Annotated in this window: 11 protein-coding genes and 1 pseudogene; 6 read left to right on the top strand and 6 right to left on the bottom strand. The window is 40.7% G+C overall.

Annotated features, from left to right (window positions below; genetic code table 11):
* From Xkoz_RS20890 to fur, 6 genes and pseudogenes are all read left to right on the top strand, one after another.
* Window positions 1–395 (top strand): annotated as a pseudogene (locus Xkoz_RS20890) (hypothetical protein); the annotation flags it as partial.
* Window positions 395–1,105: a DUF2931 family protein gene (locus tag Xkoz_RS15170; RefSeq protein ID WP_099142908.1), complete on the top strand. Its 711-nt coding sequence runs from the start codon at window positions 395–397 to the stop codon at window positions 1,103–1,105. The pseudogene Xkoz_RS20890 and the gene Xkoz_RS15170, both read left to right, overlap by 1 nt.
* A 100-nt stretch (window positions 1,106–1,205) precedes the next feature.
* The gene (locus Xkoz_RS15165) at window positions 1,206–1,910 is read left to right on the top strand and encodes a DUF2931 family protein (RefSeq protein ID WP_099142907.1); all 705 of its coding nucleotides are present in this window, start codon (window positions 1,206–1,208) and stop codon (window positions 1,908–1,910) included.
* A 371-nt stretch (window positions 1,911–2,281) separates the two neighbouring features.
* On the top strand, window positions 2,282–2,572 hold the full coding sequence (ybfE, locus tag Xkoz_RS15160) for a LexA regulated protein (protein ID WP_099142906.1): 291 nt from the start codon (window positions 2,282–2,284) through the stop codon (window positions 2,570–2,572).
* 175 nt (window positions 2,573–2,747) lie between these two features.
* Window positions 2,748–3,281, top strand: a complete 534-nt coding sequence (gene fldA / locus Xkoz_RS15155) for a flavodoxin FldA (protein ID WP_099142905.1) — start codon at window positions 2,748–2,750, stop codon at window positions 3,279–3,281.
* Between the two features lie 184 nt (window positions 3,282–3,465).
* Window positions 3,466–3,918, top strand: coding sequence for a ferric iron uptake transcriptional regulator (gene fur, locus Xkoz_RS15150; RefSeq protein ID WP_099142904.1), 453 nt, complete (start codon window positions 3,466–3,468; stop codon window positions 3,916–3,918).
* 139 nt (window positions 3,919–4,057) lie between these two features.
* On the opposite strand, the gene Xkoz_RS15145 is transcribed toward fur, so the two are convergent.
* From Xkoz_RS15145 to Xkoz_RS15120, 6 genes are all read right to left on the bottom strand, one after another.
* A complete protein-coding gene (locus Xkoz_RS15145; protein WP_099142903.1) occupies window positions 4,058–6,763 on the bottom strand; it encodes a beta-N-acetylhexosaminidase in 2,706 nt (901 codons plus the stop codon).
* A 217-nt stretch (window positions 6,764–6,980) separates the two neighbouring features.
* Entirely contained in the window at window positions 6,981–8,648 is a 1,668-nt protein-coding gene (glnS, locus tag Xkoz_RS15140) for a glutamine--tRNA ligase (protein WP_099142902.1), read from the bottom strand.
* Window positions 8,649–8,798: 150 nt separating this feature from the next.
* Window positions 8,799–10,028: a DegT/DnrJ/EryC1/StrS family aminotransferase gene (locus Xkoz_RS15135; RefSeq protein WP_099142901.1), complete on the bottom strand. Its 1,230-nt coding sequence runs from the start codon at window positions 10,026–10,028 to the stop codon at window positions 8,799–8,801.
* Between the two features lie 41 nt (window positions 10,029–10,069).
* Window positions 10,070–10,372, bottom strand: a complete 303-nt coding sequence (locus Xkoz_RS15130; protein WP_099142900.1) for a hypothetical protein — start codon at window positions 10,370–10,372, stop codon at window positions 10,070–10,072.
* Window positions 10,373–10,495: 123 nt separating this feature from the next.
* Window positions 10,496–11,254 (bottom strand): glycosyltransferase, encoded by a 759-nt coding sequence (locus Xkoz_RS15125; RefSeq protein ID WP_099142899.1) that lies wholly within the window; start codon window positions 11,252–11,254, stop codon window positions 10,496–10,498.
* A 23-nt stretch (window positions 11,255–11,277) separates the two neighbouring features.
* On the bottom strand, window positions 11,278–12,129 hold the full coding sequence (locus Xkoz_RS15120) for a phytanoyl-CoA dioxygenase family protein (RefSeq protein WP_099142898.1): 852 nt from the start codon (window positions 12,127–12,129) through the stop codon (window positions 11,278–11,280).
* Window positions 12,130–12,700: the final 571 nt, after the last annotated feature.

Below are 12,700 nucleotides of genomic sequence, written 5' to 3'. Positions count from 1 at the left end.
CGGTATTGTACCGTGAGATTACCAATGACTGGTCTAAGGTTGTGATGTTGGTAATGCAGGATGCTGCACAAGAAGCAGGTGCCGTTTTTGGTAAACCCAATGATGATGATAAAAATTATCAACTGCCTCCGGAACTTGCTCCATTGACGGAAAAAGCCATTAAGCAAGGACGAGCAGTCCGGCAAGGTCAGTCATTAACCCCTTTTAGTGCTGAAGAATTAACGTTGATCCAGACTCAATATGTCCATTGTTCATCCCACTGGAATAGCGTAGTGGTAAAAGAAGAACAAATTCAGGATGGTGTGAATGCCATCGAATTAATCAGTTTTGTGAACCGCCCTTGTGAAAAATGGCACCGAGCCATCTTTAATATTACCGGTCAGGAAATTTCATAATGAGAAACAAAAAACCATTAGTGTTATTATTTAGCTTAGGAATAATATTGGGATTAACCGCCTGCCAGTCCTATCCCCCTGGAAAACGGGTGGTGACTTACAAACCCATCGTGCGCCATAGCCAGCCATTGCCGTATGAGAAATGGTGGTTTCAAACTTATACACCGAAATATTTCCCTGCCAGTGTTAGTTTTGTTCAGTTTCAGGATGAAGATAACTATATTGTGCAAAAATTTATGAATGATGGCGCTCAATCAAGTATCCAGAGTTTGACCGACTGGAGTAAAAAATTAGGCGGGGGGGCAGGTAGTGGAGTCAAGAACCATGGTGAAGCCTTACCACTAAGGATGATGATTTGTTGGGATTCGGTGATTGATAAAAAATCCTATCAAACGTTGTTTGAATTCACACCGGAGATAAGGCAACTGATGCGTGAACCTGCTTTCTATCCCGGATATGAAAAACAGCCACCTGACTACCGAAAAGTTATTTTTATCGGTTTAGCACCTAGTGGTACAGCCCGCGCTTGGCTACGAGGTATTGATAAAAACAACGGTGATAATATCTTAATTGCCACCGGTGAATCCGTTTCCGGCGAAAAGATGACAGTATGTCAGGGCAAAACAAATGTTCTGAATGGTTATAGTGAGTACCCCAAATATATCCAAGACTTTATCAAAGGGAAAAAATATCCCTATGGGGAATGGTAATACCGTTATTTTGAACTGGATTAACCAACAAGTTCAATTTGCGACCTTGTAAAAAATGGCACCGAGCCATCTTTAATATTACCGGTCAGGAAATTTCATAATGAGAAACAAAAAACCATTAGTGTTATTATTTAGCTTAGGAATAATATTGGGATTAACCGCCTGCCAGTCCTATCCCCCCGGAAAACGGGTGGTGACTTACAAACCCATCGTGCGCCATAGCCAGCCATTGCCGTATGAGAAATGGTGGTTTGAGTTTTATACACCTGAATATTTTCCCGTTAGCATTAGCTTTGCGCAGTTTCAGGATGAAGATAATTATATTGTGCAAAAATTTATGCCGGATGGTGCTAATCAAAATTTCCGTAGCTTAGTGAGTTGGAATAAAAAATTAGGCACAACAAGTAGTGGGATCAGAAATTATGGGGAAGCACTGCCTCGTTCATTGACCGTCTGTTGGGATTCAGTGATTGATAAAAAATCTTATCAGACAACCTTTAAATTTATCCCCGAAACCTGGCAACTAATGCGTGAACCTTATAATTCGCGGGCAGTTCAGGGACATATATTTTATAGGAATAGAATACTTATTGGTCTAGCCCCCGGTGGAAGTGCCCGCGCTTGGTTACGGGGTTATGATAAAAATAACGGTGATAATATCTTAATTGCCACCGGTGAATCCGTTTTCGGCGATAAGATGACAGTATGTCAGGGCAAAACAAATGTTCTGAATGGTTATAGTGAGTACCCCAAATATATCCAAGACTTTATCAAAGGGAAAAAATATCCCTATGGTGAATGGTAATACAATTACGCTGAAACCATCACAACATCATGGGTCATGAACCCAATAGTTAGATTGCTGGTGAAATATCGTCGTTACGTTCAATGAGTGTTCCTACTGCATCCCCCAAACACATACACCCCGATCTGCTTTTTATTATTTCACCCATAATAAAAAGCAGGAGGTTTAGCCGGCGCGGGCTGGCACTGTAACTGACGGAGGGATTGCGCCGTTGCAGCATCGCAAAGCAAGAGTCCAAATTTCAACCAAAAGAGATTCGCAACCTTTGAGCCATCCCAACAATCTCTCCCATCAACTAGTAGCGACACGCGTCCAGCTAAGGTATTATTGCCCGCTATATTGTTGGTACACGCCCATTATCAATTGAATTTATGGCAAAAGAACAAACTGATCGCACCACACTGGATTTGTTCGCAGATGAACGCAGGCCTGGGCGACCTAAAACAAATCCGCTGTCCAGGGATGAACAGCTTAGGATCAATAAACGCAACCAGTTGCGACGAGATAAAGTCAAAGGACTGCGTCGAGTGGAACTCAAACTCAATGAAGATGCCGTCGATGCACTGAACCATCTGGCAAAACAGCGCAACATTAGCCGCAGTGAATTGATTGAACAAATGTTGTTAGCCCAACTGGCAGAAAAAAATCACCTTGCCGATTAACGGCTTTTATTAAACAGCAATGAAGCGCTATCACCACACAAATTTGACAGATTTGTCATTGATGTTTGGTCAAAATAACGCTTTTCATGTTACTAAAACTGACATTTTTCTAGCTGATTTCAGCGTGATGTGTATAAATTTAATACGCAAATAAAACAAGAGGTTAACCCATTTTATGGCAATAATAGGTATATTCTTCGGCAGCGATACCGGCAACACAGAGAACATCGCCAAAATGATCCAAGAAAAATTGGGCGGTACTGATGTTGCTGAAGTCCACGATATTGCCAAAAGCAGCAAAGAAGATATTGAAGCCTTCGATATCCTGCTGCTTGGCATCCCAACTTGGTATTACGGCGAAGCACAATGTGACTGGGATGATTTCTTCCCAACTCTGGAAGAAATAAGCTTCGAAGGGAAGCTGGTTGCTTTGTTCGGTTGTGGTGATCAGGAAGATTACGCAGAGTACTTCTGTGATGCCATGGGCACCATCCGCGATATTATTGAACCTCGTGGTGCCATTATCGTAGGCCATTGGCCAACCGAAGGATATCACTTTGAAGCCTCTAAGGGCATGGCTGACGATAACCACTTTATTGGTCTTGCCATTGATGAAGATCGCCAACCCGAATTGACGGATGAGCGCGTCAAAACCTGGGTACAACAGATCAAGGCCGAAATGAGTCTGTCAGAGATCCTGGGCGCATAATCAGGAGATAAAGACCCTTTCAGGCAGGATTATTCTTGCGTAATGTGTCATGATAACGGAATAGGTATGGTTTTCATTTTGAATATCCATGCCTATAATCAGCAATGTGAAACAAAATCATGATTCCCTCGATACCCCCAAGTATCATAATTTCACTTAACTCAAGTTACAGGACTGAATCCGCATGACCGACAACAATAAAGCATTGAAAAATGCTGGACTTAAAGTAACACTTCCACGCTTGAAAATTCTGGAAGTGTTACAGGACCCAGAATGCCATCATGTCAGTGCGGAGGATCTCTACAAAAAACTGATTGATATCGGTGAAGAGATTGGCCTCGCCACTGTCTATCGCGTGTTGAACCAGTTCGATGATGCCGGCATAGTCACACGCCACAATTTTGAAGGCGGTAAATCGGTTTTTGAACTCACTCAGCAACATCACCATGACCATCTGATTTGTCTCGACTGCGGTAAGGTCATTGAATTTAATGATGAGTTTATTGAAGAGCGTCAGAAGATCATCTCTGAGCGCTATGGGATTAAACTTTCAAATCACAGTTTGTATCTATATGGTCACTGCGCTGCTGGAGATTGCCGCCAGGATAACACGCTTCATGATGAGAAAGTACGATAATCAAGTACTAACAATGAAGTGATTGAAATAAACCGCTTCTGATATTTGTTCATCTCAATAAGCAACCCGCCGATTGGCTTGAGAACTAACCGGCAGGTTGCTTTGTCAATTTATGGCTTTCATGTCTCAAAAGTCATCGTCAGAATTTAACTTCATCTATGCGGCTAAAACGTTTCCCATCCGTACTAACGGAGCGAATTTTCACATTACTGCTGACGTAAGGTCGTTGCCTGTCATTGTAATCTTGCCATGTTTTTCCATTATCTAATGAGTATTGGATAACCAGCCCAGGTAATGCGATATTGGCTTCCAATGTTCCAGCGATAACCCTGCCGCCAGGTACAGGCAGTCGATATGAAATGCTGGCTTTATCCAGTTTAGCCAACTCACGTTGCCCGATCAGATTGGCAAAGCGCGCCCAGTCCTGTTGAAGCCGAGCCGTGTCAACATAGTGTGTTATTCCTCCCTTATATTCCCTGCCCTGTTGATAATTCTGCTCCCACTCCGCCTGATGCCATGCCCGTTCCGCCAGCGGCAACAAGCGTGGGTAGATCATATATTCCATTTGTTCATCGGTGCGCACCGTTTCGCTCCATGATTGCCCCGACATGCCATAAGCCCCCGACCAGTGTTTATTGCTCTGGGTATTGAAATGATTGCCATCACGATCCACCGATGTTTCCGCATTTTGTGGCATATTGTTCGGGGCAAAGCTGAAGATCTTCGCCTCATCATTAAAGCGAGTCGCCCAATAGTAGCCTCGCTCTTTTGGATGGACTTCATATGGCATATCCAGATAGACATAATCAGGGCTGGAAACAATGACTTGATAGCCTTTATTCGCCCAGTCATTGACAGAATCATAGCCTCCCCAATACAGGGTATCCCAGAAGTTCACCGCAACATGTTTAGTGGCGAAATCCTTTGCCGATTTGGCGTGTTTCAGGCCATCCTGCCATGCCTGCATGGTATCAATACCGTGGGCATTAACGATCTTACTGACTTCAATAGCAAAATAGCTGGCGAGTTCATCAACATCTTTAATGACGCCTTGCGCTATCAGCTTCTGACAAGTTTGAGATTTGGCCCACGGTTTATCTTCGATTTTTTGGTTAATAATCCCCTTGCCTGGCACAACCGGTTCATCTTTATCCTGATACCCTGCCCCCAAACGAATATTTTTTGCCTCATCCCCGCCAAAATGCCATGTATTCAACGGCAAACCGGCTTCTTTGTGCATGGCAACAACTTCGCTGATCACTTTATCGATAAACCGCTTTGAAGAGTCCAGGCATGGGTTAAGGTAACTGTGGCGATCATAGAACTGCACGGAGGTTGTATTTGAGGTGTCTGTCGGATCAAGCAGACGATATTCATTCGCTTCCTGCTCTTTTCCCTGTGCTATCAGCCTGTTATAACGCGCTTCCATCGACATAACGGCGGCACGCGCATGGGCAGGTATATCAATTTCTGGGATCACCTCTATCTGGCGGGCTTTAGCGTAGTGCAGGATATCAATATAATCCTGACGGCTAAAATAGCCACTTCCCATATTGTTGTTATCCGGCCCTGAGCCTAATTGTGGCAATAAGCACCGAGTTTCACTCAGATCATGACAACGTTGACTGCCTATTTCGGTCAATTCCGGCAAACCGGGGATCTCTAAACGCCAGCCTTCATCATCACTCAAATGAAAATGGAATTTGTTCAATTTATAGTGTGACATTTGATCAAGCAGGCGCAGGACAGCTTGTTTGCTATGAAAATTTCTTCCCACGTCAAGGAATACGCCACGATAGGCAAACCGTGGTGCATCTTTTGCCGTCAGTGTCGCAATTTTGGGCGTGCCATTGGCAGGCAGCAAGGAAAGCAGGGATTGGAGGCCATAGAATACGCCGGATTGATCAAACGCGATGATTTGTGCCCCCTTGGGGGTAATCTCCAATGAATACGCGCCTTTTATCCGCCAAGGCTTGGTAAAGTAGTTTGCGTTGATTTGGGTCGCGATGCGATAACCGTTATCCATTAAATGAATGCCGTAGGTTTTAAAACGCTCCCTGATCACACTGACCGATTCACTGCTCAATCCGCCTAATTCTAGTTTCACGCCACGGGATAAATCCACATCCTGAAAGTGAACGGAAAGTTCTTTCGGTGTCGGAACAATCTGCCCTCGCAGTTTATCTTCACTGATTATTGCTACCTGCTGGTTTTTCGCAAACCGGTTTTCGGGTGTCATCAGGATATTGTTATCGGTTGTCGTACGTTTCCACTGCTCTCCTTCCAGATCAGTTAAAAATTCGCCAATGTTTTCAGTATCGGTATTTGCCAATACTTTGGGGATAGCATCACCGGAAGTCGCATACCAACGTGGCATGAAATCTGTACTGTAAATCTGCCAATATTCACCAACAATCGGTAGCACGACCTTTTCATTAGCCTTAAAGCCCGTAAATTTCTTCGTCGGGGTCAGCCTATGCAAGTCACCCGTAATAGGGGTAATTTTGAACTGATCATTATCCAGTTTCAGGATTTGGCGAATACTGTGAAAATAGAGCGCCCAATCGGAGGAGTTGATGGGTTTATCACCATTAGTCAGGATAATGTTAACCCGGTTACAGACAGCCGAATCCGCACCAAGAATGGCGCAATCTGTGCCATGTGAACCCGCCTGATTATCAATCACTTTAAACTTGACGTTTAATTGACTGAGTAAATCCACGATCTGCTGTGATGACATTGATTGTTGAGATGACATGGATGATGTCATTTTTGCTTGGGTGCTACCTATACATCCAACTGCTACAAAGAGTGCTGCCAAAATACGTAATTTAATGATTTTCATAAATTACCTCGTCCGAACTTATTATTTTTGCTAGGCAAGTTTTGGGCAAATAATATACAAGTTTGACCAGACAATAACCCTATACAATATGTGACTATAAGGCAATTTTTAATCTTAACTGCGGGAGTTAATTTTCATTACGAGGCTATTAAGTAAAAAAAAGCGTGAAAATAATCACGCTTTTGGTGGATGGATTAACTCATCTCTTATGAGATCGTTACTCCTGTGAAATTTTTGCCCAAGTATCACGCAGGCCAACCGTGCGGTTAAAGACCAAATGTTCAGCACTTGAGAGGCGACTATCAGCACAGAAATAACCTTCACGCTCAAACTGATAGGTTGTTTCTGGTAATGCATTTGTCAATCCTGGTTCTACAAATCCTTTACGGATCACCAGCGATTCCGGGTTGATAGTAGACAAGAAATCATCTTCTGCCCCTGGATTTGCCACACTGAACAGGCGGTCATACAGATAAAATTCTGCGGGTACACCGTGCACAGCACTGACCCAGTGAATAACCCCCTTGACCTTGCGACCATCAGCAGGATCTTTGTTCAGGGTTTGCTCGTCATACTGGCAATAAATCGTCGTGATATTGCCTTGTGCATCTTTCTCCACACGCTCTGCTTTAATCACATAAGCGTTGCGCAGGCGTACCTCTTTACCCAGAACCAGACGCTTATATTGACGGTTTGCTTCTTCGCGGAAATCTGCCCGATCAATGTACAATTCGCGGCTGAATGGTACTTCACGGCTACCCATTTCCGGCTTATTCGGATGGTTAGGCATCGTCAGAATAACCTCACCTGCTGGCATGTTCTCAATCACCAATTTCACCGGATCAAGTACCGCCATCGCACGTGGTGCATTTTCGTTCAGGTCATCACGGATACAAGATTCCAATGCAGCCATCTCAACGTTGTTATCCTGCTTAGTCACCCCAATACGGCGACAGAACTCACGGATAGAAGCCGCAGTATAGCCACGACGACGCAATCCAGAGACGGTTGGCATACGTGGATCATCCCAGCCATCAACGATTTTTTCCATCACCAACTGGTTCAGTTTACGCTTGGACATCACCGTATATTCCAGATTCAGGCGAGAAAACTCGTACTGACGTGGATGGCAATCAATCGTAATGTTATCCAATACCCAGTCGTACAAACGACGGTTATCCTGAAATTCCAGCGTACAAATGGAGTGGGTGATCCCTTCCAGCGCATCGGAAATGCAATGCGTAAAATCGTACATCGGATAGATGCACCATTTATTGCCTGACTGGTGGTGCTCTGCGAATTTAATCCGGTAAATAACCGGATCACGCATCACAATGAACGGGGATGCCATATCAATTTTGGCACGCAGACACGCCTTGCCTTCAGCAAATTCACCGGCACGCATTTTTTCAAACAGGGCCAGGTTTTCTTCTACGCTGCGATCACGATACGGACTATTTTTGCCCGGCTCTTTTAACGTACCGCGATATGCACGGATCTCTTCAGGACTCAGTTCATCGACATACGCCAGGCCTTTATTGATTAATTCAATGGCGTATTGATACAAGGTATCAAAATAGTCAGAAGAGTAGCGAATATCCCCACTCCACTGGAATCCTAGCCACTGAACGTCAGCTTTAATCGATTCAACGTACTCGATATCTTCCTTAACTGGGTTTGTATCGTCAAAACGTAGGTTGCATTGTCCCTGATAGTCTTGAGCGATGCCGAAATTCAGGCAGATCGACTTAGCATGGCCGATATGCAGATAACCGTTGGGTTCAGGCGGGAAACGGGTATGTACGGCTGTATGTTTACCAGTTGCCAGATCTTCGTCAATAATCTGACGAATAAAGTTTGTCGGGCGGGCATCTGCCTCACTCATCGTTTTTTCCTCAATGCAAAAAGCGCTTCAATATAACCTTCTATAATCTAATAAGCTGAACCGAGAAACAACACTTTGTTAGTGGGAAATGGTGGAATGGGTAAAGTTAGAGCGGAAAAGCGGGAAGAAGAAGGACTTCCCGCAACAAAATCAACTAATGCGATGATTACTCAATACCGCAATCAATTGATCTGCACAATAAACAATATGTTTTTCATCCCAGCTAGGATGCAAATACAAGCTGATTGTTCTAGGTAATAAAGACCGCGCTGTTTCACACACAACATCACGGTAATTAACCGATTCCGGTGAGGTGTATTCTGTCGAATGGAAAGGGAAATTCGTTGAGCCAAAGCCGCGCAATTCCTTGAATACTTTTTCCCCATAGGCTTCCGGCCATTGGATCTTAAATGCAGGGACACCTATCTTTTTCAAGTCACTCAAAATGACCTCAGCTGTACAATCCAATTTGTTCAAATCAAAAACTATCGGATATAACCAGTAAGCATTGCATCTATCTTCGGAATTCAGCGGCAAATTGTCGATCAAATCGATATTGGCAAATTTTTCATCGTAAATCTTGGCATATTGCTGACGATTTTTCATATTCCAACTATCGAATCGCTCCAATTCATTAATCCCAATAATCGACTGGATTTCAGTCATTCGATAGTTGTAACCAATGCGATTATGTACATGCCACGAAACTTCTTCCAAAGCGAGAAGGTCAAACTTTCTTCTCACATCAAAGCCATGATCACGATAGGATCGGCATTCCCAACCAATTTCCGTATGATTGGTGACGACCATACCTCCTTCTCCACCTGTCGTAAAATGTTTTGATTGGCAAAAGCTAAAGGTTCCAAGATCACCAATTGTGCCAACGGATTGTCCTTTATATTTTCCACCTAGGCATTGGGCGCTATCTTCTATAACCTTAAGATTATGCTTGCGTGCAATAGCCATAATCGGCTCCATATCGCATACCACCCCATAAAGGTGGACAACTATAATCGCTTTGGTACGGGACGTAATCAGTGCCGCAATTTTGTTAGGATCAATGGTGTGCTCTTCTGTCGTATCACAAAAAATGGGAATAGCCCCACATTGTAAAACGGCAAAAGAGGTGGCGATAAACGTATAGGAAGGGACGATCACTTCATCGCCTGGGCCAATATTTAATGCACCAACGGCAATATTAACGGCGGAAGTACCTGAATTACAAGAAATCGCCATTTCTGCACCAATCCAATTGGCAAATTTATTTTCAAATTCCATACCTTTTTTTCCGGTCCAATAATTAACTTGACCAGATAAAAGTGGGGCTTGAATATCTTTAAGTGTTTTTTCTGAAAAGCAAGGCCATTGAGGAAACTTCATAAGAACATTCCTTATTTTTATAGTAAATAAATTTTATTAAATCAGTGTTTTTTTATTAAATTTGTATTTAATAGCATAATTAATGCACCAACAGATAATATATAAAATGCTATTTCCAAATCAAAATTATGCGCAATGAAACCTATTAAAGCAGGTCCAATCATAATTCCAAAATATCCAAATGTTACAATGGACGCAACAGCATGGCAAATTTCCAATACCTTTTTTACAGGAATATTATGCATCTCACGCCATTTAGACAAAACATCTTCAACTGCTGATAACGACTGAATCAAAGTACCATCCATATCAAATAAAATAGCTTTTATATTAGAAACTTCCATCATCACTCCATAACCAAAAACATTACAAGCCACATTTATAATAATTTAGACCACTCTTATTAATAGCCAACAACCAATAATAAAATAATCTTTAAATCAGTAAATACTTACTAAGCAAAATTATCACAGCAGCTTCGGATCATTAACAATCCAATAAACTTTAATAGAAAAAATACTTAAAATCATAATACTATAATTAATTAATGTCTTTACTAAACTCCAATTTTCCCTTGTGTCTTCCCAAGAAACAGGAAGTTGATATAGTTTCTTAGAAAGCCTATTTGCCAGATAAATAATTTCAGCGTCGAATGCATACCCTTTGATTTTTTGCTTAGAAAATAACTCTTTTGCCAGATCTGACCTTATCATTTTGAATGGACACTGAGAATCAGAAACCTCACATTTTAATAATGAATTAACCATTTTCAAAAATAATTTACTTGTCATTTTACGATATAAATTAGCTCTTGATTTATTTTTTGAAAATCTCTCACCAATAATTAAATCAATATTAGATGTTTTAATATTTTGGTATGCACTAAAAAAATCATTCTCTTCTATTGGGAAATCAATATCGGTGTAAAAAATGCACTTTCCAATTGCGAGATCGACTCCTCGTCGAATGCTATATCCTTTACCATAATTACCACAATTAGAGATAACCATCACATCAGAATACTGTTTTTTTATTTTAATGATATCAGGATCATGGAAATTATTTTTATTTGAATCGTTAACAATAATAATTTGCACATTCAATATTTCTTGAATCTTCCTGATACGCTGTATCGTTTTTTCAATAATGAAAAAACTTTCATTATATCTAGGAAGAATAATTGAAATATCAATATTATTCTCTACATGATGCATTTTTTTCTCCATTATAACATCTTAGAGTAATATTATTAAAACCCAAGCAATAATTTACCTAACTTTGTTAAGTTTACATTATATGTACTTTGTTGTTCTACTTTCTTAATAGGGAAAGGTTTACCCGTTATAGATGTAGTAGGCAATCCTTTCTGATAGGCTGAAATTCTCTCTAAAATTTGTTGCTCAGTAAGATCAGTGCGTGGAAAACAACAAAAATATTGAGCCAACCGAGGATTATTAGAAATGTTAGGTTTATTTCCATGAGGTAATGCACCATGAAAAATAACATAATCTCCCGCCTTTAATGGAATCGATTCAATTTTCATTCCCGTAGTATCCGGAAATCTACTATTATATCCTTCAGGTTGTTTGGATAACCATTCATAAATAACTTTATGGAATCCGGGAACACATTGAAACCCACCAGAGTTTCCATCATCATCTGTCAAACTCAATAAACCTTGTATTTTTCTTTCCAATGGCCGCGTTGAAACATCAATATCCCAATGAATAAATCCTTTATATTTCCAATTCTCATTCACTGGAGGGTTCATGTTGACTCTATCAATACTTACCAATAGATCCTTTGTACCAAATATTTTTTCATAAACCGAATAAATTATTTGATTTTGTCGATTATCCCATAGCGTTTGATGATGATAAAAAGGAATTCGTCCCATTTCATCAATTCCAGAGCGAGAACGAATGTTTTCATCATAAAAATCAATGCCTTTATTTTTATCCATTTCAAGGAAATTAAATATAGCATCTATTGTTTTCTGTGCCTGTTCTCTATCTACCGCTGACTCTATAACTATATATCCATTATCATCCCAACTTTTTAAGTACTCGTTCATCTTTTCTTCAGATAGAATTTTAGACATTTTATTTACCCTGTTTAGTTTTTATATACAATACGTTACTATCTCATAAAATGATTTTATTTTTAGTTTATGTTTTATTAAACCTACTTTCATATCTCAATAAAATATTATTAGTCTGCTGCTAAATGCCTTTTCATCATAGTGAGACACAGATATTTATGAAGATCCCTTACTCCTCTCAATGTAAGGAGTAATAAGGTGTCCTGCAAGATTGAATTGTTATTTAGTGATGAACTAACTGCAATTATCCCTACTCGATATAATTTAGATTAATTCAAAAACAAAAAAACCAACAATAAACAAACATAAATTTATCAAAAAAAACCAACTTAAACAAAGTAAAATTTAAACAAAAAAAATAAACCCTATATAAATTATATTAAGAATACATTTTTGGCATTACTATAGTCACTATTTTTATTACATATATACCAATCGCCTTTCAAGATGAGTCTTATATCTCCCCGCGTAGCATAGGTATCTACACATCTCCGAGCTGACCCAATGCTCTTGCGGCTAAGAGGGTCAGTTCCTCGGGGGTATACTCGGATAGCAACATTAATGTGTTCAG

The organism is Xenorhabdus kozodoii, assembly GCF_002632875.1.
Taxonomy (GTDB): domain Bacteria; phylum Pseudomonadota; class Gammaproteobacteria; order Enterobacterales; family Enterobacteriaceae; genus Xenorhabdus; species Xenorhabdus kozodoii.
The sequence above is the reverse complement of the archived record's forward strand: the minus strand, read 5'-3'. Positions and strand labels throughout refer to the sequence as shown.

What these genes read in the sequence shown, in the direction of transcription:
- Xkoz_RS15165 (WP_099142907.1), top strand. Translation starts at nt 1,206, where the DNA reads ATGAGAAACAAAAAACCATTAGTGTTATTATTTAGCTTAGGAATAATA.
- ybfE (WP_099142906.1), top strand. Translation starts at nt 2,282, where the DNA reads ATGGCAAAAGAACAAACTGATCGCACCACACTGGATTTGTTCGCAGAT.
- Xkoz_RS15145 (WP_099142903.1), bottom strand. Translation starts at nt 6,763, where the DNA reads ATGAAAATCATTAAATTACGTATTTTGGCAGCACTCTTTGTAGCAGTT.
- Xkoz_RS15120 (WP_099142898.1), bottom strand. Translation starts at nt 12,129, where the DNA reads ATGTCTAAAATTCTATCTGAAGAAAAGATGAACGAGTACTTAAAAAGT.
- Xkoz_RS15170 (WP_099142908.1), top strand. Translation starts at nt 395, where the DNA reads ATGAGAAACAAAAAACCATTAGTGTTATTATTTAGCTTAGGAATAATA.
- Xkoz_RS15125 (WP_099142899.1), bottom strand. Translation starts at nt 11,254, where the DNA reads ATGGAGAAAAAAATGCATCATGTAGAGAATAATATTGATATTTCAATT.
- glnS (WP_099142902.1), bottom strand. Translation starts at nt 8,648, where the DNA reads ATGAGTGAGGCAGATGCCCGCCCGACAAACTTTATTCGTCAGATTATT.
- Xkoz_RS15135 (WP_099142901.1), bottom strand. Translation starts at nt 10,028, where the DNA reads ATGAAGTTTCCTCAATGGCCTTGCTTTTCAGAAAAAACACTTAAAGAT.
- fur (WP_099142904.1), top strand. Translation starts at nt 3,466, where the DNA reads ATGACCGACAACAATAAAGCATTGAAAAATGCTGGACTTAAAGTAACA.
- Xkoz_RS15130 (WP_099142900.1), bottom strand. Translation starts at nt 10,372, where the DNA reads ATGGAAGTTTCTAATATAAAAGCTATTTTATTTGATATGGATGGTACT.
- fldA (WP_099142905.1), top strand. Translation starts at nt 2,748, where the DNA reads ATGGCAATAATAGGTATATTCTTCGGCAGCGATACCGGCAACACAGAG.